Here is a 23,326-nt window from a genome sequence, read left to right on the forward strand (position 1 = left end):
CCCCTCGACGACTGGTCAGCACTGCCGGTCAGGACGGTCGCCCGCCGAACTGCCAGTTGTGCACCTCGATGTCGGCGTACCGGTCGACCGTCAGGATGGCGCGCGCCGCGTCCGGATCCGGCGCCCGGAGCAGCGCGGCGGTGCCGAGCCAGGTGACGCCGTCGTCGGCCAGCAGCGGCCCGTACGCGATCAGTTCGTCCGGGTCGGGCGGCACGGCCAGGTCGGCGGCCTGCCCGGCACCGAGGCCGAGCACCAGATACCGGTTGCCGCCGGTCCGGCCGCCAGGGAAGTCCCACATGGTGCGGCCCAGCGTGTTGCGCCACCGGCGCAGCAGCACGTTCCGGTACACACCGGCCTGGTAGTTCGGCTCCGCGAACGCGAATGCCCGCGCGGCGGCCGGGTCGGGCACGTCGACGATGTGCAGGCTGCCGGTGGGCGTGTCGCCGACGAAGGTCGGGCCACGGGCGATCATTCCCGCCGCGTACCGGTCCATGTAGGACCAGTGCTCGGGCAACAACTCGTCGCGCAACGCCACCGAGCCGGGCCGGTCACTGTGGTAACAGAGAAACTCCACGCCGCATTCTCCCCGCGTGCCCGGATCGAAGGCGGGCCGGGTGCCGCCGTAGCCGCTACGGTACGGACGCCGAGGCGGATCTTGATGGTGTCGTCACGATATCGAACGAGGCGCATTCGGCGGTGCCCCGCGCGCGGCTGGGCCGCCGCCCGCGCCTGCCGTGAGCTGGCTGCCCGGTGTCCCGTGGGAGGGGATGAGCCGCTCACAGCGTGACTAGGATTGGTCCGTCATGCTGCTACGGGTGCTCGGGCCGCTTGAGGTCGAGGTCGACACAGGCGGGCCGGTCGACCTCGGCGGCCCCCGCCAACGCGCCGTGCTCGCGCTGCTGCTCGCGGCCCGCGGCGAGGTCGTCTCCGTCGGGCAGATGATCGAGGATCTGTGGCGGGGTGACGCGCCGCCGCGGGCGATCGCCTCCCTCCAGGCGTACGTCTCGCATCTGCGCCGCCTTCTGGAGCCGGCCCGCGAGCGCCGGGCGCCGGCCCGGGTCCTGGTCACCGCGCCACCGGGCTACGCGCTGCGGCTGCCCGCCGACGCCGTCGACGCCGGTCGGTTCGAGACGCTGCTCGCCGAGGCGCGTGCGGTCGGCCCCGCCGACCCGGGTCGGGCACGTCGGTTGCTGAGCGTCGGGCTCGATCTGTGGCGCGGTCGGGCGTACGCCGAATTCGCCGGTGAGCCGTGGGCGCAGCCGGAGGTGCTGCGGCTGGAGGAACTGCGGCTCGGCGCCCGCGAGCTGCTGCTCGACGTGACAGTGCGCTGCGGCGACGCGGCCGAGGCGGTGCCGGAGGCAGAGCTGTTGACCCGGCAGGCGCCGCTGCGGGAGGAGAGCTGGCGGCTGCTGGCGCTGGCGTTGTGGCGTACCGGTCGGCAGGGCGACGCGCTCGCCGCGCTGCGCCGGGCCCGGGCGACCCTGGCCGACCAGCTCGGACTGGATCCGGGCCCGGCGCTGGTCGAGGTGGAGTCCGCCATCCTGGGCCAGCGGCTCGACCTGTTGCCACCGGTGGCGGCGACAGCGGTACGCAACCAGCGGCAGGTGTCGGAGGAGGTCTTCGTCGGTCGGGAGGCGGAGCTGGAGGCGCTTCGGCAGGCGGCCGCCGAGGCGGTGGCGAGCGGGCCGCGAGTCGCTCTGCTCAGCGGTGAGGCCGGGGCCGGCAAGACGAGCCTGCTCACCCGCTTTCGGGACGAGCTCACCGCTCAGGGCTGGCTGGTCGCCGTCGGTCGCTGCCCCGAGGTCGAGGGCGCCCCGCCGGCCTGGGCCTGGGTCGAGGCGCTGCGGCAACTCGCCGAGCAGGCACCCCCGGGTGACCTCGCACCGGCGCTCGCCCCGCTGCTCGGTGGGGGCGACGGCGAGCCCGGCGGCGACGTCACCGCCGGCCGGTTCCGGCTGCACCGCGCCGTCGGCGCCTGGTTGGACGCCGCCGCGGCCCGCAGACCGGTCACCGTGATCCTCGACGACCTGCACGCCGCCGACGCCGAGACATTGCTGCTGTTGCAGAGCGTCACCGAGATGACCACCGGCACCGTCCTGTTCGTCGCGGCGCTGCGGCCCGCCGACAACACCGAGCGGCTCGCCGACACGATGGCCGTCCTGGCCCGCCGGTCACCACAGCGGATCCCGCTGGGCGGTCTGACCACGTCCGAGGTCGAACGGCTGCTCGGCGCGCTGGCCCGGACCACCGTCGACCCGGACACGGTCGCCGCGTTGGCCGAGCGGACCGGCGGCAACCCGTTCTACGTCCGGGAGTCGGCGCGACTGCTCGCCGCCGAGGGCACGCTCGTGGCCACCTCCGACGTGCCCGAGGGCGTACGCGACGTGCTGCGCCGACGACTCTCCCGCCTCCCGTCGACGGCCCTCTCGGTGCTGCGTCTCGCCTCGGCCGTGGGACGGGAGGCCGAGGTGCGAACACTCGTCGACGCCGCCGGCACCGACGAGGGCACCGTGCTACGGGCACTGGAAGCCGGGCTGGCCGCCGGGCTGCTCACCGAACCGGCACCCGGGCGAGTGCGGTTCGTGCACGGCCTGGTCTGCGACACCATCTACACCGACCTGCCGCAGCTGCGCCGCACCCGCCTGCACGCGCGGATCGCCGACGCCACCCGCCGGCTGCGGCCCGACGACTACCCCGCCCTGGCCCACCAGTACGCCCGCGCCGCGTCGGCAGACACCGCGCCGCTCGCCGTCGACTACGCCATCCGGGCCGCCGAGCTGGCCGAGCGGCGGTACGCGTACGACGCCGCTATCGAACTGCTCAGCAATGCTGTCGAGGCCGCTGCCACGGTCGCCGGGGACCGCGACGCGCTCCGGGTCGACCTGCTCGGGCGGCTGCTGCGGGCGCAGGCGCGGGCCGGGGCGGTGGCGGCCGCCCGGCAGACCCGCGCTCGGGCGATCGACGTCGCCGCGGCGTCCGGCCGCGACGACCTGCTGGTCGCGGCGTTCACCGCGTGGACCGTCCCCACCCCGTGGCTGACCCACGAGTACGGCGTGGTGGACCACCGGGTCGTCGAGCTGCTCACCCGGCTGCTGCGCGCCGACGACCTGGACCCGGTCGCCCGCTGCCGGCTGCTGGAGGCGCTGGCCACGGAGTTGGACGGCGAGTCCGATCCGCGCGGCGTGGCGGCCGGACGGGAGGCGCTGGTCCTCTCGCAGCGGCTGGACGACCCCGAGCTGCGCGCCCTCGGGCTGGCCGCACGGTTGCGCACCATGAGCTACGAGCGGGAGGCGCCCGACCGTCGGACCTTCGCCCTTGAGCTGCGTGACCTCGCCGACGAGCACGGGCTGGTGACCTACCGTTCGGTCGCCGAGCAGGCGCTGGGCCACTGCGCCGCCGCGCTCAACGAGCCGGACGAGCTACGCCTCAGCGTTGCCCGGCAGGGGTGGCTGGCCGAGACGTACCAGCTGAACGAGGCGCAGACGATCAACCTGTGCTCGCTGGGCGCCCTCGCGCACATCGCCGGCGACTTCGCGGCCGCACGGCGGCACTACGACCAGGTCGCCGTGCAGATGCGGCGGCAGGGTTCGCTGCACGCCGAGGCCTTCCACTACTTCTCCACCGGCACCCTGCTGATCAGCCAGGGGCGGTTCGGTGAGCACCTGGAGGCGACCCGGCGGATACGGGGGTCGTTGGGCCCGATCGTGGACGACCTGCTGGCGCTGGCGCTGATCGGGACCGGGCGCCTGGACGAGGCGCGGGCCATGCCGATCGGGCGGCACACCTACCGCCCGGACTACTTCGAGTCGGCGCTGCTCAGCGTACGGGGAATGGTCGTCGTGGCGCTGGGTCGACGGGACCTGGCCCAACCCGTGATCGACGCGCTGCTCCCGGTACGCGACCAACTGGCCGGTTTCTCCACCACCGCGGCCGTGGTGCGGCCGGTCGCGCTGACGCTCGGTGAGCTGTTCCGGCTGCTGGGACGCACCGAGGAGGCGACCCGGCACTTCACCCTCGCCGCCCGGGTGGCCCGCCGGTGGGAGTCGCCGCACTGGCTGGCCGAGGCGACGGCGGCGATGGCCCGCTGACCGTCACGGTTGGCGGATTCCAAGCCGGTTCCAAGTGGCACCGAGCATGATCAACAGATCTGTGCCAGTTGATCCTCGGAAAGGTCACCGTGAACCAGAACCACCGCGAAGCCATGGCAGACGTACGCGACATGTACATGGCGCACTCGGCGCTCCGTCGCGAATTCAGCCTGCTGCCGCAGCTCGTCCGCGACGTCACCCCGGGCGACACCACGCGCGCGGAGGTCGTCGGCGGCCACGCCGAGATGCTCTGCCACATCCTGCACCTGCACCACGAGGGCGAGGACCTGCTGCTCTGGCCCCGGCTGCTCGAGCGCGGCGGCGCGGAGGCCGCGGCGATCGTCCCCACCATGGAGGCGCAGCACCACGCCATCGAGGACGCCCACGCGGCGGTGGTCGCCCTCCTCCCCCAGTGGCGCCGCACCGCACGCGGCGGTGAGCAACTCGCGGACGCCCTGGAGCAGCTACGCGCCGCGTTGATCGAGCACATGGCCCTGGAGGAGAGCGAGATCCTGCCGCTGGCGCAACGGCACGTCACCGCCCGGGAGTGGATGCAGCTCGGCGAGCACGGCATGAGCAAGTCCCCGAAGAAGCAGCTCCCGCTGGCCTTCGGCCTGGCCATGTACGAGGGCGACCCGGAGGTGGTGAAAGCAGTGCTGGCGCACGCTCCGCTGCCGGCCCGACTGCTCATGCCGATCATCGCGCCCCGGCTGTTCGCCAGCCACGCCAAGCGGGTGCACGGCACCGCCACGCCCCCGCGCATCGGCGCCAGCGTCCGCTGAGCACGATCAGCGGCTCGCCCGACCCAGCTGGGGCGGCGGCTCGCCCGACGCAGCTGGGTCGGCTTCGCGACCAAACCCCACCTCGCCCTGAACATGATCGACGCGGCGGTCCCGGCCGGCTGGGTCGCCGGCGGTACTAGCCCACCTGGCCGCGTCTGGATACCGACGCCGGGGGTGCCAACCGCGCCACGGGCGGGAGCGGCGAGACATCCGGGGAGGCTTGGAATGCCGAGATGGCGAGCGCGGCGAAGCGCCGGGAGGCGCTGACCTGAGCGGTCGGCGAGGTCACGTGGATACCGCTGTTGGCCATGAGCACGAGGATGACGTCGTCCAGGACGAAGTCGGGGCGAAGGCGACCCGCTTCCTTCGCGCGGCGGGCCAGTTCGTCAATCGCTCTGAGCGCGTATTCACGGCGCGCCTCGAAATCAACTGCCTTGGGAAAGGTCGACATAAGAGCTGCGGTAAAGCCTCGGTCGCGTGCGTGCAGTTCACACATTTTCTCGATTACTTGACAGAAACCGTGCCATGGATCCGGATCGGCAAGGCCCTCGTCGACAACGCCGCGACACGCGTACATCTGTTCTGCGAATGCCTCGGTGACCAGCATCTCCTTGGTCGGAAATCGGCGGTACAGGGTGGCGGGTGCAACCCCGGCGCGCCGGGCAACCTCCCGCATCGGCACGTCCAGGCCGTCAACGGCGAAGACCGCGCGGGCGGCGTCGAGGATGCGCTCGCGGTTGTCCAGGGCGTCGGAGCGAAGAGCGTGAGGCAAACGATCGGTCACGGCTCTCACTTTAGCGAGGCGGACAGCGGCGTGCGTTAGCGTCCGTGTGCATGAGGGCTTTGCAATTTTCGAAGTACGGTTCCGCGAGTGTCCTTGAGGTCTCGGAGGCACCGGAACCGCACGCCGGACCCGGCCAGGTACGGGTGGCGGTTCGGGCCTCGGGTGTCAATCCGGCCGACACCTACGTGCGCGCCGGCCGATTTCAGGAGTGGATTCCGCTCCGCCTGCCGCACGTGCCCGGTGTCGACGCTGCCGGCGTGGTGGATGAGATCGGTGACGGGGTGACCACGGCGCGGGTAGGCGACGAGGTTTTCGGGATCACGGACTACGCCCAGATGGGCGGGGCGAACGCCGAATACGCCGTCCTGGCCGCGTGGGCACGGAAGCCGGCCGCACTGACCTGGGAGCAGGCCGGCGGCGCGGCGGGAAACATCGAGACGGCCACCCGTGTGCTCGACCGGTTGGGCGTCAAGGACGGCACCACGCTGTTGATCGAGGGCGCGGCCGGCGGGGTCGGTACGACAGCGATCCAGCTCGCTGTCGCTCGCGGGGCGGCCGTCATCGGCACGGCCAGCGACCGCAACCATGAGTTCGTCGCCTCGCTCGGGGCGATCCCGACCACCTATGGCCCCGGGCTGGCCGAGCGCGTCCGCACTCTGGTGCCCGGCGGGGTGGATGTCGTACTCGACTGTGCCGGCTCTGGTTCCATGCCAGACCTGGTCGGCCTGGTCGCGAGCCCGGACAGGGTGGTGAGCATCGCCGACATCAACGCCGCGGCCTACGGCGTGCACCTGTCACGCGGCTCTGGCCCCGGCGCGGACACACCGGCACTCGAAGGAATCGCCGCCGCCGGCGAACTCGCCGAGCGGAGTCGTTTCACAGTGCCGGTCGCGGCCGTGTTCTCTCTGGAAGAGGCGGCCGCCGCCCACGAGTTGAGTGAGTCCCGCCATGCGCGAGGCAAGATCGTGCTGAAGCCGTAGGGCACCCCACCCAGCCTCTGTGCACCTGACCCGAGCCCGCGCGACCGACCATCCGGTGTGGTCGCGAGCACGGGACGGGCGCTCAGCGGGCGGCCAGGAAGGCCAGCACGCGCGGCCAGGCCGCCGCGGTGGCGTCCGGGGAGTATTCGGCCAGGTCCGGGTCGGTGAACAGGTGACCCAGGCCGGGATAGCGGAAGACCGTCAGATCGGCGTCGGCGTCGGTCATGGCCTGCTGCCACTCGTCGACCTCGTCCGGCGCGTCGTACGGGTCGGGGTCGGCGAGGTGCAGCTGCACCGGCAACCCGGATCGGACCGTTTCCGGGGCACCGCCGGTGCCGTGCAGCAGGAGCAGGCCGGCGGCGTCGGGGCGTTCGGCCAGCAGCGCCCCGGCCACCCCGGCGCCCATCGAGAAACCGGCGAGCACCGTCTCCGGTGGCAGGTCACGCAGCGCGTCGCGGGCCCGGTCCAGCACCACCTCCTGGCCGATCTTGTCGAGTAGCGCGAAGCCCTCCTCGACGGTGTCGGTTGCCGGGACGCCGTACAGGTCGGGGGTGCTGACCTGGTGCCCGGCGGCGCGCAACCGGTCGGCGGCGACGCGCACGGCGGGTCGCAGCCCGTACACGGAGTGGAACAGCACGACGTGTCGCATCCGGTCATCCTGCCGCAGTCGACTGCCCATCCGGGGTGGCCACGCGGAGTGGGACCATGATCGTGGTCGAGTCATCGGACAGCCACTCGGACTGATGTTGGCGAACGGTGCGCCGGAACGGCGACATCGGTAGCCGGCTGAGCTGCTCTACGGGGACGGAACGCTCGGAGGCAGGTCGTCGTCGCGGCCGCTCTGAGGTAGCCCAGCCGCAGCGGCGATGGCTTTGACGGCCTCGTTCAGTCCGGTGGTCTCGGGTAGGACGAGTTCATCCGGCCAGTCCAGGACGTCATGGGCGGCGTACCAGCCGCTCATCTGCTCGGCGGTGAACTCACCGGCCTGCGGGCGCGTGAGGTGCCGGCGCAGGGTCTCGGCCATGGACACGTCGAGATAGCAGAACAGCGACCGGCCCCGGTGGTCGTCCCGCAGGGAGGTCAGCATGTTTCGGTAGCGGCTGCTGTGCATGATGCCCTCCAGCACGACGTGATAGCCGTGGTCCAGCGCGAACCGGACGGTCTGCCCGATCAACGCCGGCGCCGCGCCGCCGGGCTTGTCCCGCTCGCGCAGCAGGATGCGGCGCAGGTAGTCCTGCTCGACCAGGGCGCAGCCCCGGCCGTGCCGGCGTCGTAGCTCGCGGGCGATGCTGCTCTTGCCGGAGCCGGAGTTGCCCCGGATGCAGACGAGGATCGTGTCCGGGCTGCCAGTCGGTTCAGCGAGCACGATGCCACCTCGGCTTCAGTCGTTGCGCACTGTGAGATTGAGGGCGGCCACGGTCAGCTGGGTGAGGTCAGGGAGTTGGTCCTCGCCGAGGGTGACGCCGCGCAGGTTGTCCAACGGCGTCTTGAGGCCCTTCAGCCGGCTGCCCCGCAGGTCGGTGCCGTCGAGTTGGCAGGAGTCCAACTCCAGTCCGGCGAGGACACATGACCGCAGCGCGATGCGAGGTAGTCGGCAGGAAGACCACGCGCCGTTGGTGAGAGTGCAGTCAGTGAAGGCGACCGAGCCGGCGGCGGTGACGCGTTGGAAGGTGGCGTAGTCGAAGCGGCAGCCGTCGAACAGGACGTCCTTGAGGCGTACGTCGGTGAGCCTGGTGCTGGTGAACCGGGAGCCGGTAATGGCGCAGCGTTCGATGGTGATGCCGGTCAGGGTCGCGCCGGAGAAATCGGTGCGGGTGATCTCGCAGCCGTAGAGGCTTCCGGCTTCCCAGGTGCTCTCGCTCAGGTCCACGCCGGTGATAAGGCTGCTGCGAATGCGGGCGTCCTCCAGGTGCGAGCCGTGCCACGCGGCGCCGTTGACGAGGGCCTCGGTGAGGCCGCCGGCCAGGTCCGTCGTGGTGTCGAGGTCGTCCGGTTCGAGGTCCGGCAGAAGAACCTTCACGTCGCCGATCGCGGTAGTACGCATGTGTCCTCAACCTGTGGGGGTGCGGGGTGGGCACGCCACCCCGCACGCCCCGTGGTGGGGCCGCCATCCCTGCGGTCGTCGTCATGACGTGCGCCCGCGTATTACGAGTCAGACCAGTGCCGTCAGCCGCGCGACCAGGTCCGTCGGTGGCGGCATCTCGGCGATCTCGCGGCTGACCTGCGCGGCAGCGGTCCGCAGGCGCTCGTCGGTGAGCAGTTGGGTCAGCGCCCGCGCGGTGATGTCCCGGGGGCGCAGCGCCAGGCCGGCGCCCCGGCGGGCCACCAGCTCGGCGTTGTGCCGCCGGTCCCCCGGACCCGTGGTGGCCAGCTGGGGCAGGCCGGCGGCGAGGGCGCCGAGGGCGCTGCCCGCCCCACCGTGGTGCACCAACGCCGCGCTCGCCGGCAACGCCTCGTCGAGCGGGATCCAGTCGACCACCCGCACGTTGCCGGGCACCGAGCGGGCCGACCGTTCGTCGGGGCGGACCAGCACGATCTCGGCGTCCACCTCGGCTGCGGCGGCCACCACGGCGGGCATCGGCCCCCGGTCGCCGGGGCCGGTGAGGGTGCTGCGGGTGACCAGGATGCGGGGACGCTCACCCGGCTCGCGCAGCCACGCCGGCAACTCCCCGCCGCCGACATAGGACGTGTAGCGCATCGGCCAGCCGCCCTGGGTGGCAACGCTGGGTGGGGCCACGGCGAGGGCGGCGGCCGGTGCGGGCAGCTCGGTGAGGCCGTGGCGGCGCAGCGCCGCGCCGAGTCGGGCGACGGTGGCGCGGACCAGGTCCCGGCCGTCGAAGAGGGCGTTCTCCTGGCGTACGGCCGGCACGTCGAGCCGCGCGGCTGCCACCGCACCGGCGACCGCGAACGGCTCGTGAAGCACCAGATCCGGCCGCCACCGGGTGGCCAGCGCGACCACCGGGTCGGTGAGCTGGTCGTTGAGTGCGCCGAACAGCAGGCCGGCACCCCGGGTGCCGGCGGTGCCGGCCATTTCCGCCCGCGCGATCAGCGGATGACGGGGAAAGACCCGCAGCGCGATCCGGCCGAAGTCGAAGCCCGGCGCGATGTCGTGCACCGCCAGACCGGCGTCGGCGGCGGCCAGGGCTCCGCCGCCGGTGGCCACCAGCACGTCGTGGCCGGCGTCGCGAAGGGCGACCGCGAGCGGCACCAGCGGGAAGACGTGCCCGACGAGCGGGGCGGAGACCACCAGCACGCGCATGGGCCCGATCCTATGTCGACCACTGCCACACCGGAGGGCCCGCAACGTCGGGCAGCGGTCAGGCGGATGGCCGCTGGTCGACGATGCGGCGCATCTTGCCCATCGACCGTTCCACAGTGTCGGGGGCGAGGACGTCGACCGCCACGCTCACGCCGATGGTGTTCTTCACCAGCTGAACCAGCGTGCCGCCGGCCCGCTCGGCGGCGTCCAGGTCGACGTCGGCTCGCCGCTCCACCCGCACCGTGAGGGTGTCCAGCCGGCCGTGCCGATCGAGGACGCACTGGAAGTGCGGCGAGAGCTGCGGGGTGCGCAGGATCAGCTCCTCGATCTGGGTGGGGAAGATGTTCACCCCTCGCAGGATCATCATGTCGTCGGTGCGGCCGGTGATCTTCTCGATCCGGCGCATCGGACGAGCGGTGCCGGGCAGCAGCCGGGTCAGGTCGCGGGTGCGGTAGCGCACGACCGGCATCGCCTCCTTGGTCAGGGAGGTCAACACCAGCTCACCCCGCTCGCCGTCGGGCAGCACCGCCCCGGTGACCGGGTCGATGATCTCCGGGTAGAAGTGGTCCTCCCAGAGGTGCAGCCCGTCCTTGGTCTCGACGCACTCGGTCGCCACGCCGGGGCCCATCACCTCGGAGAGCCCGTAGATGTCGACGGCGTGGATGTCCAGTTGCTGCTCGATCTCGCGGCGCATGTCCTCGGTCCACGGCTCGGCGCCGAAGATGCCCACCTGCAGTGAGGTGGCCCGTGGGTCGATGCCCTGGCGGCGCATCTCGTCGACGATGGCCAGCAGGTAGCTGGGCGTGACCATGATGACCTCGGGTTCGAAGTCGCGGATCAACATGACCTGACGCTCGGTCATGCCCCCGGAGACCGGGATGACCGTGCAGCCCAGCTCCTCGGCTCCGTAGTGCGCGCCCAGGCCTCCGGTGAAGAGCCCGTAGCCGTAGGCGACGTGTACCCGGTCGCCGGGGCGGCCGCCGGAGGCGCGGATCGAGCGGGCCATCAGCCGCGCCCAGGTGCGCAGGTCGTCGCGGGTGTAGCCGACCACGGTCGGCCGACCGGTGGTGCCGGAGGAGGCGTGCAGGCGGGCGACCTGCTCCCGGGGTACGGCGAACATGCCGAACGGGTAGTTCTCCCGTAGCTCCGCCTTGCCGGTGAACGGGAAGCGCGCCAGGTCGTCGAGATCCCGGCAGTCGTCGGGGTGCACCCCGGCCGCGTCGAACGCCAGTCGGTAGTGCGGCACGTTGTCGTACGCGTGCCGCAACGACCAGCGCAGTCGGTCGCGTTGCAGGGCGCGCAGCTCGTCGATGCCGGCGCGCTCGATCGGCTCCAGCTCCTCCGGACGAGGGGTGCGGTCCTGCATCGGCTGCCTCCTTGGCGCGGCGGTCCCGGTGGGGCTGCGGGTACCGTACGCCCGCTGCCGCCCGGGCCGGCGGGCGGTCAGCGGGTGGCCGGCAGCCGGTGCAGGGCGTCGACCAGCGGCGCCAGCTCGGGGGTGGCCTCGGCTTGGGCGAGCGCGTCGGTGAGCACCCGGTCGTGGGTCGGTCGGGTCTGGGCGAGCAGCTCGGAGCCGGCCGGGGTCAGCTCGGTGTAGATGCCGCGCCGGTCGTCGGCGCAGAGGATGCGGGTGAGCAGCCCTCGCTGTTCGAGGCGGGTGACCAGCCGGGTGGTGGCGCTGCCGGAGAGCGCGGCGGCGCGGGCGAGCTGGCTCATCCGCATGTGCCAGCCGTCCTGGCGGGAGAGCGCGTCGAGCACCGTGTATTCGACGACGGAGAGGTCGTGGCCGGCCTGTAGGGCCCGCTCCAGGGACGTCTCGATCAGCCCGTGCAGGGCGGCGAGGGTGCGCCAGCCCTGCGCGCGGATCTCGACCGCGTCGTCGGCGATGCCCATGCCGGCCTCCTCGGTGTGATCTGAACGGACCCCAGGCTACCACGCTTGCGCCGATATAAAGCGCGTGCAAGTATTTCGTTGCTGGCGCGTGTAGTTGCACGCGCCGCATATCTGCCCTCTCTCGATGGGAAGACCATGTCCGTACGCCAAAAGTCCCTGCCGCCCGGCCTGATCGCGCTGGCCATCGGCGCCTTCGGCATCGGGCTCACCGAATTCGTGATCATGGGCCTGCTGCCCGAGGTGGCCGCCGACTTCGCGGTCACGGAGCCCGTGGCCGGCTGGTTGATCTCCGGCTACGCGCTCAGCGTGGCCGTCGGCGGGGTCGCCCTCACCGCAGCGGTCACCCGCCTGCCGCGCAAACCCGTACTGCTCGGTCTGATGGTGCTGTTCATCATCGGCAACCTGCTCTCCGCCGTCGCCGGCGACTACGCCGTGATGATGGCCGGCCGGATCGTCGCCGCGCTCTGCCACGGCGCGTTCTTCGGCATCGGCGCGGTGGTCGCCGCCGGCCTGGTCGCACCGGCCCGACGGGCGGGCGCCATCGCCATGATGTTCGCCGGCCTGACCATCGCCAACGTGCTCGGCGTGCCGTTCGGCACCTTCCTCGGGCAGCACTTCGGCTGGCGGTCGACGTTCTGGGCGATCACCGCCATCGGGGTGGTCGCCCTGATCGGGCTGGCCCTGCTCATCCCGGCGGGCGCCACCGCCAACGCCGACCGCCCGGCCGGCGGGCTGCGCGGCGAGCTGCGCGCCTTCACCCACCCGCAGGTCTGGCTCTCCCTGGTGATCACCGTCCTGGGCTTCGGTGGGATGTTCGGCGCGTTCACCTACATCGCCTACACGCTCACCGAGGTCAGCGGCTTCGCCACCAGCACCGTGCCGTGGCTGCTCGTCCTCTTCGGCGTGGGGCTCTTCGCGGGCAACCTGCTCGGCGGTCGGGCGGCGGACAGGTCACTGTCGCGCACGCTGGTCACCGTCCTGGCGGTGCTCACCGTGGTGCTCGTCGGCTTCGCGCTGACCGCCACGAATCCGGTGCTGACCATCGTCGCGCTGGTGCTGATGGGCGGGTTCGGCTTCGCCACCGTACCGCCGCTGCAAATGCGGATCATGCGGTACGCCCACCAGGCGCCGACCCTGGCGTCCGGGGCGAACATCGCCGCGTTCAACCTCGGCAACGCGTTGGGCGCGTGGATCGGCGGGGTGACCATCGCCGCCGGACTCGGCTACACCTCGCCGATCTGGGCCGGGGCCGCACTCACCCTCATCGGTCTGGGCGTACTCCTCGGCGCGCTGCGGCTGGCCCGCCGCGACGAGCCGGCCCGGGCCGACGCGAGCCTGGTGGACGCCCCGGTCTGACCTCGCCGGGAGGAGGACGCCGGGCCGGGCGGATGCCCGCCCGGCGTCGCTCTGATCATCGCCCCGCCATCGTCCCGCAATTGCAAAAGATGTGCAACAAGGTCTGGACAACACGCTCGTGCCGTAACTAGCCTGATCGCTATGAGTCCTTACATTGTGGATCCCTGGGCGTGGCAGGAGAGCTGGGACCGTCAGCAGGAGGCCTACCTCCCGGACCGGGAGCACCGGTTCACCGCGATGCTCGACACCGTCGACGCGGTCCTCGACGGCCGGCCGCCGCGGGTGCTCGACCTGGCCGGCGGCACCGGCAGCATCTCGCTGCGGACGCTGGCGCGCTTCCCCGCCGCGGAGCCGACGCTGGTCGACCTCGACCCGGCGCTGCTCGCCATCGCCGCCGCCTCGCTGGCCGGCCGGGCCACCATCGTCACGGCCGACCTCGGCACCACGGAGTGGCGCTCCACGCTCCCCCACCAGGAGTACGACGCCGTGCTCACCGCCACCGCAATGCACTGGCTGCCGGCCGACCGGCTCGGGCAGCTCTACGCCGAACTGCGCGACGTGCTGCGACCGGGCGGCGTCTTCGTCAACGCCGACCACATGCCCGACGACACCCTGCCTGAGCTGACCAAGCGGCTGATGGACCGGGCCCGGGACCGGCGCAACGCCCGGTACGCCGCCGGCTCGACGCTGTCCTGGTCGGAGTGGTGGGAGCGGGCCGGCGCCGACCCGGCGCTCGCCCCGCTGGTCGCTCAGCGACACGCCATCTACCCGACCGGGCACAGCCCCGAGTGGAACCCGCCGGTCTCCTGGCACCTGGCCGCGCTCACCGCGGCGGGCTTCAGCGAGGTCGGCACGGTCTGGCGAGGCGGCCCCGACGCCGTCGTCGCGGCGGTGCGCTGACGCCGGTGGCCGGCGGTGCGCTGACGCCGCCGTCGCCGCACTACGCTGAGGAGCCGTGCCAGAGCCGTTCGAGCCGCGTACCGACCCCGACGTCGACCTGCGCGTCCCCGCCGACCGCCGCGAGCTGACCGCGCGCCCCGCGACGGTCCTCGCCGCGATCGCGGCCGGCGGGGTGCTCGGCGCGCTGGCCCGAGCCGGCCTGCAACACGCCGTTCCGCACCCGCCGACCGGCTTCGCTTGGGCCACGTTCACCATCAACACGTTCGGCTGCCTGCTGATCGGCGTGCTGATGGCGGTGCTCGGGCACCTCGACGGTGGACCGCCGCTGGCTCGCCCGTTTCTCGGGGTCGGGGTGCTCGGCGGGTTCACCACCTTCTCCACCTACGCGGTCGACGTCCAGCAGGCGATCGTCGTGAGCGCACCGGGCACGGCGCTGGCGTACCTCGCCGCGACGGTGCTCGGGGCACTCGCCGCGGTCGCCCTGGGCGACGCCGTCACCGCCGGGCTGCTGCGTCGGGCGACCCGATGACCGTGCTGCTCATCGCCCTGGGCGCGGCCGTCGGCGCGCCGCTGCGCTACCTCACCGACCGGGCCGTGCAGTCCCGGCACGGCTCGGTGTTCCCCTGGGGCACGCTGCTCGTCAACGTGGCCGGGTCGTTGCTGCTCGGCGTCCTGGTCGGGTGGCCGGCCGGCCCGGTGGTCAGCGCGTTGCTCGGCACCGGGTTCTGCGGCGCGCTGACCACCTACTCCACCTTCAGCTACGAGACGCTACGGCTGACCACTGGCGGTCATCGACTCCTCGCGCTGGCCAACGTACTCGGCAGCGTGGCTGCCGGGCTCGCCGCGGCCACCGCCGGCTACGCAGTGGCCCGCGCCCTGACCGGCTGACCGCACACCAGCCGCGCCCCGCCGAACTCCATCCCCCGCAACGCCTGGACCAGGCGTTCCCCACGAACACACCGAGGGTATATACGCGAGGTATACCCTCGGTGTAGTCTGCTGGCATGAGCGTGCCACTGACCCTTCTCGGCCTCCTCGAACGCGAGCCCAGCCACGGTTACGACCTGAAGCGCGACTACGACGCCTTCTTCGGCCGGGGTAAGCCACTGCCGTTCGGCCAGGTCTACTCCACCCTCAGCCGACTCGCCCGCGACGGCAAGGTGGTGATCAGCGACGTCGCCCCCGGTTCCGGCCCCGACCGCAAGCGCTACATCATCACCGACGTCGGCGCGACCGAGGTCGAGCAGTGGCTGACCCAACCCGTCGACCCGGAACCGCACCTCCAGACGGTGCTCTTCGCCAAGGTCGTGCTCGCGCTGATGCTGGACCGCCCGGCCGCCGAATACCTCGACACGCAGCGCAGCGCGCACCTGCACCGGATGCGTGAGCTGACCGAGATCAAGCGCGCCGGCAGCCTGGTCGACGCGCTGCTCGCCGACCACGGCCTCTATCACCTGGAGGCGGACCTCCGATGGATCGAGATGACCGGCGCCCGACTGGACGCCCTACGGAAAGAGGTACGGCCGTGAGCGTCGTGATCGAAGCGCGCGACGTCGAGTTCTCCTTCGGCCAGACCCCCGCCCTGCGCGGCGCCAGCGTCGCCGTGGAGGCGGGCGAGATCCTCGCCGTCATGGGCCCCAGCGGCTCGGGCAAGTCCACCCTGTTGCACTGCCTGGCCGGCATTCTGGTGCCCGACTCCGGCGAGATCCTCTTCGACGGGGCCCGGGTGCACGCCATGGCCGAGACCGAACGCAGCAGCCTGCGCCGGGACCGGTTCGGTTTCGTGTTCCAGTTCGGTCAACTCGTCCCCGAGCTGACCGCTGTGGAGAACGTCGCGCTGCCGCTGCTGCTCAGCGGCGTACACCGCAAGCAGGCGCTGCCCCGGGCGCGAGCCTGGTTCACGCGCCTCGGGCTGGACGGCCTGGAGCACCGGCGCTCGGGTGAGCTCTCCGGCGGGCAGGCGCAACGGGTCGCCCTGGCCCGCGGCCTGGTCGCCGAGCCGCAGGTGCTCTTCGCCGACGAGCCGACCGGCGCGCTCGACTCGCTCACCGGCGAGCAGGTGATGGACCTGCTGGTCGGCGCCGCCCGCGAGCAGGGCACCACAGTCATCCTGGTGACCCACGAGCCGAGGATCGCGGCGTACGCCGACCGCGAGGTCATGGTCCGCGACGGGCGCGTGAACGCGCCGGACCGGATCGCCTCGTGATCCGCTTCGGGCTCCGCCTCGCCGTGGCCGGCGGACGTGAGGCGCTCACCCGCCTGATCGTCATCGCCGCCGCCGTCGCGGTCGGCAGCGGGCTGCTGCTGACCACCCTCGCCGGGGTCAACGCGGTCAACTCCCAGCTCACCCGGTACGCGTCGATGTATCCCAACGCCTCGACCGGCGACGCCGACCCGCTGTGGTGGTCGACCCGGCAGGACTACTTCCACGGTGAGCAGATCATTCGGATCGATGTCGCCGCGACCGGCTCGACAGCGCCCACCCCGGTCGGTATCCCGACCACCCCGGGTCCCGGCGAGTACTACGCCTCGCCCGCGTTTCGAGAACTGCTGGCCGACCACCCGGCCGACCAACTGGGCGACCGCTACCCCGGGCGTGACCTCGGAACCGTTGGCCCGGCCGCGCTGACCTCGCCGGACACCCTGCTGGTCATCGCCGGCGGCGCCCCCGACCAGGTCGCCAAGCTACCCGCTGCGAAGCAGGTCACCAGCGTCGGCGATACCCCCGCCCTCCCCGAGACCACTGTGAACCTGATCCTGGGCGTGGTCGCCGGCGGGCTGCTCTTCCCGGTGCTGATCTTCATCGGCACGGCCACCCGGCTCAGCGCCGCCCGTCGGGAGCAACGCTTCGCCGCGATGCGCCTGGTCGGCGCGACCCCCCGGCAGATCTCGATGGTCGCCGCGGTGGAGGCGGCCGCCGCCGCCGTCGCCGGCACCGCCGTCGGCTTCGGACTGTTCTACGCCTTCCGCGATCCGCTCGCGGCCATCCCGTTCACCGGCATGCCGTTCTTCCCCAGCGACATGTCCCTGGGGGTGCTGGACGTCCTGCTGGTGGCGCTCGGCGTCCCGGCCGGCGCGGCGCTGGCGGCCCAGGTCTCGCTGCGCCGGGTGCGGATCTCGCCGCTGGGCGTCACCCGGCGGGTCACCCCCCGGGCGCCGCGCGCGTACCGGCTGATCCCGGCCCTGCTCGGTGTCGCCGTGCTGTTCTTCGCCATCGGCTTCAAACCGGAAACGTCCGACGGCCAGGCCGCGGTGTTCCTGCCCGGGCTGCTGCTCATCATGGCCGGCCTGGTCTTCGCCGGCCCGTGGTTGACGATGGTCGGCGCCCGGGTGATGGCTCGGTACGCCAACCGCCCGGCCACGCTCATCGCCGCGCGACGCCTCGCCGACAATCCGAAGGCTGGCTTCCGGGCGATCAGCGGCATCATGCTCGCGCTCTTCGTCACGAGCGTGGCCGTCGGCGTGATCACCACGATCGTCGTCAATCGCGGCCCGGCGCCCACCGGTTCGACCGATGCGGGCACGGTGACCACCGTCTTCGACGAGAAGGTGCCGTCGGTGCCCGACACGCTCTTCGCCGAGCTGCGGGCAATCACCGGGGTACGCTCCGCGACCGCGATCCGAGAAGCCCCGGACATCAACAGCGGCGGGGAGGGCGGGGTGATCGCCTGCGCCGACCTCCCGAACGCGTACGGCCGGTGCGCCCAGGGCGCCACCGTCATCGAGGTACCGATGGGTCTGAGCCGGTGGCGGGAGTCGGCGTCGTCCGCGACGGAGTGGCGCGCGGCGTCGATCACGCTCGACGAACTCCAGCGGCTACCCGTGGTGTCGATGGTCGTCGGCACGGACGGCTCCGCCGCCGCCGTCGAGCGCACCCGTACCGTGCTGGAGGTCGCCTTCCCGACCTTCTGGGTCGGGCCTAACGTGCCCGGTGACTTCGAGTCGGACTTCGCGAACACGCTGCGCGGCTGGGAGCAACTGGCCAACGTGGTCATCATCGCCAGTCTCGCGCTCGGTGGGTGCAGTCTCGCTGTCAGCGTCATCGGCGGTCTCACCGAACGCCGACGCCCGTTCAGCCTGCTGCGCCTCAGCGGCGCTCCGGTGCGGGTCCTGCGTCGGGTGGTGGCGCTGGAGAGCGCCGTGCCGATGCTCGCCGTCGCCGCCGTCGCCATCGGCATGGGCCTGCTCGCCGCCCACCTGTTCCTCCGGGCGCAGATGGGCTACACCCTCGTCGCGCCGCAGCTGGGCTTCTACGTGATCGTCGTGGTCGGATTGGCAGCCTGCCTCGGCGTCATCGCCTCCACCCTGCCGCTGCTGGAACGCATCACCGGGCCGGAGACCGCCCGCAGCGAGTAGTCGTCATCCGGTCGGCCCGGTGGTGGTGAGAGCTACCACCGGGCCGAGGACGAAGACAGCGGGCGGACCGACGCCCTCCCGGGCGGCGACCGCGCCGATCTCGTCCAGCCGGGCGGGCACCGACCGCTGGGCGGGCAGCCCGGCGTCCTGCACTGCCAGCACCGGAGTCTCCGGGGCACGACCGTGCTCGATCAGCACTGACGCGATCTTGGCGATGGTGTCGACAGCCATCAGCAGCACGACGGTGCCCCGGACCCGGGCCAGCGCCGCCCAGTCGACGAGCGAGTCGGGATGCCCTGGCGGCAGGTGCCCCGACACGACCGTGACGTCGTGCGCCACGCCCCGGTGCGTCACCGGCACGCCGGCGAGGGCCGGTGCGGCGAGCGCGCTGCTCACCCCGGGCACCACGGTCACCGGGACACCGGCCGCCGTGCAGGCCTGCACCTCCTCGTGGCCGCGCCCGAAGACGTACGGGTCACCACCCTTGAGCCGGACCACCCGGCGACCGGCGCGGGCGTGCGACACCAGTGCCTCGTTGATCGCCTCCTGGGCCACCGACGGGCCACGGGGCACCTTCGCGGCGTCGACCACCAGCACGTCGGGGCGCAGCCCCGCGAGCAGCCCCTGCGGGGCGAGGCGGTCGACCACCACGACGTCCGCCGCGTCGAGCAACGCCTTTCCGCGTACCGTGATCAGGTCGTCGGGCCCCGGCCCGCCGCCGACCACGGCGACCGAGCCGTGGTCGTGGTGTGCGTGGTCGTGGTCGTGGTGATCGTGCCCGTGATGGTGATGGTGGCCGACCGGGTCGTCGGGGTGGTCGTGCGGGCGTTGCGGGCGACCCACCTTGTCCGCGAAGCCGGGCATCAACACCCGGTACGCGCAGGTGTCGCAGTTCATCCGGATGTCCCCGCCCAGCGCCTCGGCGTACCGCTCCAGGACGAGATCGGCGAGGGCGTCACAGTCGCCGATCACCTCGGCGACCCGGACGTCCAGGTCGGGGTGGGCGGCGGCGAACTCGGCCGACTGGGCGACGATCCGGTCCGGTAGAACCCCGGCGAACAGGAAGTACGGCGCCACCACGATCCGGCGCGCCCCGAGGCGGCGCAGGCGCTCCAGCACGGCCGGCACCGACGGCTGTGCCAGGGAGATGAACCCCGGCTCCACGCCCGCGTAGCCGCGTCCCTCCCAGAGCAGCCGGGCGACCTTGGCGACCTCGGCGTTGGCGTCCGGGTCGGTGGACCCCCGGCCGATCAACGCCACCCATGTGCTGGCCCGGTCGGCACCAGCCGGCTCCGTGCCGGCCCGGTCGGCACCAGCCAGTGCGGCGTCGATGCGCTGTTCGAGGGCTTCGTGCAGCAGCGGGTGGGGGCCGAGCGGGCGGCCGTAGCGGTAGCTCAGCCCGCTGTGGCGCTGCTGCTCCCGGGCCATCGCGGCGGGGATGTCGCCCTTGCCGTGACCGGCGCCGGTGAGCACCAGCGGCAACGCCACCAGCGCGCGGTGCCCCCGGGCGACGAGAGCGCCGACCGCGTCGGTCAGCGGTGGGCGGGACAGCTCGATGAAGCCGCCCTCGACGTCGCCGATGTCACCGCGACCGCGGACCCGTTCGACGAGAGCGGCGAACTGCTCGACCCCGGCCGCGCTGCGCGTGCCGTGCCCGACGATGACCAACCCGGTCATGACTTCTCCTCGACGTAGAGCAGGGCGTTGAGGGCGGCGGCGGCGACCGCCGAGCCACCCTTCTCCCCCACGTTGGACACGGCGGGCAGGCCGCTGGCCCGCAGCGCCGCCTTCGACTCGGCGGCGCCCACGAAGCCGACCGGCAGGCCGACGACGAGCGCCGGTGCGGCGTCCACTGTGAGCAGTTCGACGAGCGCGGTGGGCGCGCAGCCGACCACCCAGACCGCTCCGGCCCCGACCCGCTGCACTGCGATCCGGACAGCCGCCGCCGAGCGGGTGATCCCGGCCGAGCGGCCCAGCGCGGCGGCGGCGGGTTCGGCGACCGGGCAGACCAGTTCCAGGCCGGCCCGGGTGATGCCGGCGGCGACCATCGCCACGTCGGTGACCACTGGCGCCCCGGCGCGCAGCGCCGCCAGCCCCGACTCCAGGGCTGCCTCGTCGCACACGAGGTCGTCGACGTACGCGAGGTCGGCGCTGGCGTGCACCACCCGCTCGGTCACCGCGCGGGTCAGCGGCGGCAGGTGCGACAGGTCGACGCGCTCGCGCAGGATGCGGTACGACTCGGCCTCGATGGGGTGCACCACCCGGCTCATCGGGCTCCTTCACAGGGGTCGGGCTCGACGACGCGGATCGCGTCGACCGGGCAGATCTCCAGGCACTCCAGGCAGCCGGTGCACCGGTCGGCGCGGACCGTGAGGCCACCGGCGACCGGTCGGATCGCGTGTGTGGGGCAGGTGAGCAGGCAGGCGCCGCAGCCCTGGCAGGCGTCGATCGTCACGAACGCCACCGGTACCCCCGGGGTGTGACCATCCGGCCGGCGACCAGCCGGGTGTCGCTGCTGCCGACGACCACGACGCTGTACATGTCGACGATGGCCGGGTCGAGCGTGGCCACTGTGGCGAGGTGCACCCGTTCGCCGGGGCGGCTGGCGTTGCGCACCACGCCCACCGGGGTGTCCGGTGACCGGTGCGCGGCGAGGATGCCGAGCGCCCTGCCGAGCTGCCAGTCGCGGGCCCGACTGCGCGGGTTGTAGAAGAGCGTCACGAAGTCACCCTCGGCGGCGGCGGTCACCCGCCGCTCGATGACGTCCCACGGGGTGTGCAGATCGGACAGGCTCAGGTAGGCGTGGTCGTGGCCGAGCGGCGCGCCGAGCAGCGCCCCGGCGGCGAGGGCGGCGGTGACGCCGGGCACGCCCACCACGTCGATGCGCTCGTCGGCGTACTCCAGGGCGGGGCTGGCCATCGCGTACACCCCGGCGTCGCCGGAGCCGATCAGCGCGACCGCCCGGCCGGCGGCGGCCTCGGCGACGGCGGCGCGCGCCCGCGCCTCCTCCGCGCCCAGCCCGCTGGAGAGCACCCGGGTTCCGGGGCGGAGCACCTCGCGGACCTGCTCCAGGTACTGGTCGAGCCCGACCACCACGGCGGCGCGACGTAGCTCGGCCACCGCGCGCGGGGTGCGCAGGTCGGCGGCGCCCGGCCCGAGGCCGACGACGGCCAGCCGGCCGCGTGGCGCGTGCCGGGCCACCGCCACGGTGGCCATCGCCGTCGCGGTCTTCCCCACCAGCAGCGTCGCGTCGTCGACCCGACCGTCCGGGCCGAGCAGGGCCGCGGCCTCCGCCACGCTCGGCGTGCCGACCGCAGCCCGGACCACCTCGCTGGGGTGCGGCACGTCGACCGCCGCCAGCCGCGTCGCCGGCCAGGTCACCAGGGGTACGCCGAGCGCGTCGACGGTGCTGCGGATGCCCGCCTCGTCGGCCTTGATGTCGGCGGTGGCCAGGCAGCGCAGGCTCGCCGGGTCGAGACCGGCGTCGGCCAGCACCCGGTGCAGCAGCTCCGCCACCTCGGCGGCGGGTACGCCCCGACTCGCGCCCACGCCGGCGACCAGCGACGGCGGCCGCAGCACGGCGGTCCGCTGGTCGGACGGCACCACCCGGTCGGTGACCAGCAGCCGGTACCCGTCGTCCGTCGGGTCCTCGTCGGCCGCGCGCACGTTCGGGGGCAGGGCGGGCAGCGGCCAGTCGGCGTCGGCGATCAGCCGGACCGGCTCGCCGTCCAGGATGGCCCGGGACACCGCGGCGACAGCGCCCTGCACGGGCCAGCCGAGGGTGTCCAGCCCCGGCAGGTCGACCGCGTCGGTGGCGGTGGTGATCACCGGTTGGGCGTCCAGCAGGGCGGCGACCTGTTCGGCGAGCGCGTTGCCCCCGCCGGCGTGCCCACCGAGCAGCGCCACGGCGTGCCGGGCCGCCTCGTCGACGACCACCACCGCCGGGTCGGTGTGCTTGTCGTCGAGCAGCGGCGCGACGATGCGCACCACCGCCCCGGTGGCCAGGAACGCGATGACCGCGTCACATCCGGCCCAGGCGGTCCGCAGCGCGTCGGCGACGGTCTCCGCCTCGACCAGCCGGGCGTGCGGCCAGGCGGCGGTCAGGGTGTCGGCGTGCCGGCGGCCGGCGGCGGTGGCCGCCACCAGGCCGATCCGGGCGGGCGGGTTCTGGTCGGTCACTGGCGCTCCCCGGTGAGGACGACCACCGGGTTGGTGGCCGCGAGGCGGATCGACCCGCCGGGCAGGTCGGCGAGGCGGGCGGCGGAGAGCTGGCTGCCCTCGACCGTGTAGCCGGCGGCGCGCAGCAGACCCACGGCCGGTGCGACCCGGTCCAGTGCGGCCAGGGTGAGCACCACCCGCTCGGGTTGGCGGGCCACCACGGCGGTGAGGACGTCGACGCCGCCACCGCCGATGAAGACCGCGTCGGGTTCGGGGAGGTCGGCCAGCGCCGCCGGGGCATGTCCGGCAACCAGCCGGACGTGCACGGCGTGCGCGGCGGCGTTGACCTGGATGGTGGCACCGGCCTCGGGGTCCTTTTCGACGGCGAGCACGGCCGCGCCGAGCAGCGCGCACTCGATGCCGACCGAGCCGCTGCCCGCCCCGATGTCCCAGATCAGCCGGCCCAGTCGGGGGCGCAGCCGGGCGACGACAAGGGCGCGCACCTCCGACTTCGTGATCATGGAGTCGCGGTGGGCGTACCGGGTCTCCGGCAGCGCCCAGCCTCCGGCCGGCGCGGCGGCGGGCTGGTTGTCGGCGCGCATCCCGCCGGCCGCGCCCCTCTTGGGAACAGCGTCGGCGGGCACGGACCCGGCCGGTACGGGGTCGGCCGGTACGGGGTCGGCCGGTACGGGGTCGGCCGGTACGGGGTCGGCCGGTACGGGGTCGGCCGGTACGGGGTCGGCCGGTACGGGGTCGGCCGGTACGGGGTC

The 23,326-nt window shown here is 73.2% G+C and carries 23 protein-coding genes; 10 read left to right on the forward strand and 13 right to left on the reverse strand.

What is annotated here, in order from left to right; genetic code table 11:
- Window positions 1-28: 28 nt before the first annotated feature.
- Window positions 29-574, reverse strand: a complete 546-nt coding sequence (locus MED15_RS00170; protein ID WP_112601060.1) for a YciI family protein — start codon at window positions 572-574, stop codon at window positions 29-31.
- A 229-nt stretch (window positions 575-803) separates the two neighbouring features.
- On the opposite strand from MED15_RS00170, the gene MED15_RS00175 reads away from it, so the two are divergent.
- Together MED15_RS00175 and MED15_RS00180 are read left to right on the forward strand one after the other, a co-directional pair.
- Window positions 804-4,088: an ATP-binding protein gene (locus MED15_RS00175; protein ID WP_208646429.1), complete on the forward strand. Its 3,285-nt coding sequence runs from the start codon at window positions 804-806 to the stop codon at window positions 4,086-4,088.
- A 113-nt stretch (window positions 4,089-4,201) separates the two neighbouring features.
- Complete coding sequence (locus MED15_RS00180; RefSeq protein ID WP_225855303.1) at window positions 4,202-4,870, forward strand: hemerythrin domain-containing protein; 669 nt, start codon at window positions 4,202-4,204, stop codon at window positions 4,868-4,870.
- 136 nt (window positions 4,871-5,006) lie between these two features.
- Here MED15_RS00180 and MED15_RS00185 read toward each other — a convergent pair whose 3' ends face one another.
- Window positions 5,007-5,654: a TetR/AcrR family transcriptional regulator gene (locus MED15_RS00185; RefSeq protein ID WP_112588094.1), complete on the reverse strand. Its 648-nt coding sequence runs from the start codon at window positions 5,652-5,654 to the stop codon at window positions 5,007-5,009.
- Between the two features lie 50 nt (window positions 5,655-5,704).
- On the opposite strand from MED15_RS00185, the gene MED15_RS00190 reads away from it, so the two are divergent.
- Complete coding sequence (locus MED15_RS00190) at window positions 5,705-6,634, forward strand: NADP-dependent oxidoreductase (RefSeq protein WP_112588042.1); 930 nt, start codon at window positions 5,705-5,707, stop codon at window positions 6,632-6,634.
- Between the two features lie 82 nt (window positions 6,635-6,716).
- Here the strand turns inward: MED15_RS00190 and MED15_RS00195 are convergent, their stop codons facing one another.
- The 6 genes from MED15_RS00195 to MED15_RS00220 form a co-directional block, all read right to left on the reverse strand.
- Window positions 6,717-7,283 (reverse strand): dienelactone hydrolase family protein, encoded by a 567-nt coding sequence (locus MED15_RS00195; RefSeq protein ID WP_112734906.1) that lies wholly within the window; start codon window positions 7,281-7,283, stop codon window positions 6,717-6,719.
- 147 nt (window positions 7,284-7,430) lie between these two features.
- Window positions 7,431-8,000 (reverse strand): kinase, encoded by a 570-nt coding sequence (locus tag MED15_RS00200; protein ID WP_112588043.1) that lies wholly within the window; start codon window positions 7,998-8,000, stop codon window positions 7,431-7,433.
- 15 nt (window positions 8,001-8,015) lie between these two features.
- Entirely contained in the window at window positions 8,016-8,678 is a 663-nt protein-coding gene (locus tag MED15_RS00205; protein ID WP_112734520.1) for a pentapeptide repeat-containing protein, read from the reverse strand.
- Between the two features lie 108 nt (window positions 8,679-8,786).
- Window positions 8,787-9,893, reverse strand: a complete 1,107-nt coding sequence (locus MED15_RS00210; RefSeq protein WP_112734521.1) for a nucleotide disphospho-sugar-binding domain-containing protein — start codon at window positions 9,891-9,893, stop codon at window positions 8,787-8,789.
- 58 nt (window positions 9,894-9,951) lie between these two features.
- Window positions 9,952-11,259, reverse strand: coding sequence for a phenylacetate--CoA ligase PaaK (gene paaK, locus MED15_RS00215; protein ID WP_112731151.1), 1,308 nt, complete (start codon window positions 11,257-11,259; stop codon window positions 9,952-9,954).
- A gap of 77 nt (window positions 11,260-11,336) precedes the next feature.
- Window positions 11,337-11,786 (reverse strand): MarR family winged helix-turn-helix transcriptional regulator, encoded by a 450-nt coding sequence (locus tag MED15_RS00220; RefSeq protein WP_091398381.1) that lies wholly within the window; start codon window positions 11,784-11,786, stop codon window positions 11,337-11,339.
- A gap of 135 nt (window positions 11,787-11,921) precedes the next feature.
- Here MED15_RS00220 and MED15_RS00225 point away from each other — a divergent pair, with 135 nt between their 5' ends.
- The 7 genes from MED15_RS00225 (at window position 11,922) to MED15_RS00255 (ending at window position 18,398) form a co-directional block, all read left to right on the forward strand.
- Window positions 11,922-13,142 carry an MFS transporter gene (locus MED15_RS00225; RefSeq protein ID WP_244220311.1) on the forward strand — a complete coding sequence of 407 codons (1,221 nt, stop codon included), beginning with the start codon at window positions 11,922-11,924 and terminating at the stop codon, window positions 13,140-13,142.
- Between the two features lie 141 nt (window positions 13,143-13,283).
- Complete coding sequence (locus MED15_RS00230) at window positions 13,284-14,042, forward strand: class I SAM-dependent methyltransferase (protein WP_112734522.1); 759 nt, start codon at window positions 13,284-13,286, stop codon at window positions 14,040-14,042.
- 55 nt (window positions 14,043-14,097) lie between these two features.
- The gene (locus MED15_RS00235) at window positions 14,098-14,571 is read left to right on the forward strand and encodes a fluoride efflux transporter FluC (RefSeq protein ID WP_112734523.1); all 474 of its coding nucleotides are present in this window, start codon (window positions 14,098-14,100) and stop codon (window positions 14,569-14,571) included.
- Entirely contained in the window at window positions 14,568-14,930 is a 363-nt protein-coding gene (crcB, locus tag MED15_RS00240; RefSeq protein ID WP_112601053.1) for a fluoride efflux transporter CrcB, read from the forward strand. The genes MED15_RS00235 and crcB overlap by 4 nt, the downstream gene beginning before the upstream one ends.
- Before the next feature lie 116 nt (window positions 14,931-15,046).
- Complete coding sequence (locus tag MED15_RS00245) at window positions 15,047-15,571, forward strand: PadR family transcriptional regulator (protein WP_091398392.1); 525 nt, start codon at window positions 15,047-15,049, stop codon at window positions 15,569-15,571.
- Window positions 15,568-16,248, forward strand: coding sequence for an ABC transporter ATP-binding protein (locus tag MED15_RS00250; protein WP_112588058.1), 681 nt, complete (start codon window positions 15,568-15,570; stop codon window positions 16,246-16,248). Before MED15_RS00245 ends, MED15_RS00250 begins: the two co-directional genes overlap by 4 nt.
- The gene (locus MED15_RS00255; protein WP_112734524.1) at window positions 16,245-18,398 is read left to right on the forward strand and encodes an FtsX-like permease family protein; all 2,154 of its coding nucleotides are present in this window, start codon (window positions 16,245-16,247) and stop codon (window positions 18,396-18,398) included. Before MED15_RS00250 ends, MED15_RS00255 begins: the two co-directional genes overlap by 4 nt.
- 3 nt (window positions 18,399-18,401) lie before the next feature.
- Here the strand turns inward: MED15_RS00255 and cobA are convergent, their stop codons facing one another.
- From cobA to cbiT, 5 genes are read right to left on the reverse strand one after another with little or no spacing between them, the layout of a single operon-like run.
- A complete protein-coding gene (gene cobA / locus MED15_RS00260; protein WP_112734525.1) occupies window positions 18,402-20,075 on the reverse strand; it encodes a uroporphyrinogen-III C-methyltransferase in 1,674 nt (557 codons plus the stop codon).
- The gene (locus MED15_RS00265; protein ID WP_112601049.1) at window positions 20,072-20,668 is read right to left on the reverse strand and encodes a precorrin-8X methylmutase; all 597 of its coding nucleotides are present in this window, start codon (window positions 20,666-20,668) and stop codon (window positions 20,072-20,074) included. The genes cobA and MED15_RS00265 overlap by 4 nt, the downstream gene beginning before the upstream one ends.
- Window positions 20,665-20,862 (reverse strand): DUF362 domain-containing protein, encoded by a 198-nt coding sequence (locus MED15_RS00270; protein ID WP_112601048.1) that lies wholly within the window; start codon window positions 20,860-20,862, stop codon window positions 20,665-20,667. Before MED15_RS00270 ends, MED15_RS00265 begins: the two co-directional genes overlap by 4 nt.
- On the reverse strand, window positions 20,850-22,577 hold the full coding sequence (gene cobJ, locus MED15_RS00275; protein WP_112734526.1) for a precorrin-3B C(17)-methyltransferase: 1,728 nt from the start codon (window positions 22,575-22,577) through the stop codon (window positions 20,850-20,852). Before cobJ ends, MED15_RS00270 begins: the two co-directional genes overlap by 13 nt.
- Entirely contained in the window at window positions 22,574-23,158 is a 585-nt protein-coding gene (gene cbiT / locus MED15_RS34615) for a precorrin-6Y C5,15-methyltransferase (decarboxylating) subunit CbiT (RefSeq protein ID WP_112734907.1), read from the reverse strand. Before cbiT ends, cobJ begins: the two co-directional genes overlap by 4 nt.
- Window positions 23,159-23,326 lie beyond the last annotated feature (168 nt).

Origin of the sequence: Micromonospora noduli (genome assembly GCF_003264475.1) — a bacterium.
Classification (GTDB): domain Bacteria; phylum Actinomycetota; class Actinomycetes; order Mycobacteriales; family Micromonosporaceae; genus Micromonospora; species Micromonospora noduli.